Source organism: Candidatus Symbiopectobacterium sp. NZEC135 (genome assembly GCF_025962695.1).
On the sequence record NZ_JAGFPF010001134.1, the window covers coordinates 1 to 696 of the forward strand.

Sequence of the window (696 nt, forward strand, 5' to 3'; positions counted from 1 at the left end):
CTGCGGATCCAGATTTTTCACCACATCGAACACTTCCGGTTCAAACTTCATCCCGTCAACATAGTGCGCCCGGTCCGCACTGGGGTTGGCTGCCAGGATCTGTGTTCCGCACTGCTCAATGATGGCGGGCGCAATCTCATCCCTGATGATCTCCGCCGGGGACTGGGTCCCCACAACCAGCATACCGTTGAGCTTACGGATGGTTTTCAGGCGGTTATAGGCGAAATCCTTAAAGATCGGATCCCGTAGCCATTTCCAGAACTCATCCATGAAGATAACCAGTCGTCGGCCGTCGAGCAGAGTGGTGATGCGGTACAGCAGGTAAAAGGAGATCGGCGCACAGACGTTTGCATCATCCAGAAACTCCGTGCCGTCAATGCCGAAGTTATCGCAGTGGCTGATATCGAAGGTGTCTGATGCGTTATCAAACACCCAGCCAAACTCGCCACCCTGCGCCCACTGCGACAGGCGAATATTCAGACCGTTCTCCTGCGCCTCCCGGGTGGCAGGCTCTGGCAGATTCTCCAGTAAACGGGTGATCCCATCGATGCGATACTGTGGTTCATTACTCATCACCGCCAGCACGGCGTCATTCAGACGGCGTTCATCACGGGGTGAGATGGTCGCGCCGTTGCGTGTACACAACAGTTTTATCAGTTGACTGATAAAACTGATATTGCGTTTCGTCGGTGGCAG

General features: G+C 54.6%; 1 protein-coding gene. It reads right to left on the minus strand.

Translation table 11 applies throughout. The features are described 5' to 3' along the window. Nucleotides 1-696 (minus strand): VirB4 family type IV secretion system protein (locus J5224_RS32905; RefSeq protein WP_413544764.1); only part of this gene is annotated, 696 nt, incomplete at both ends.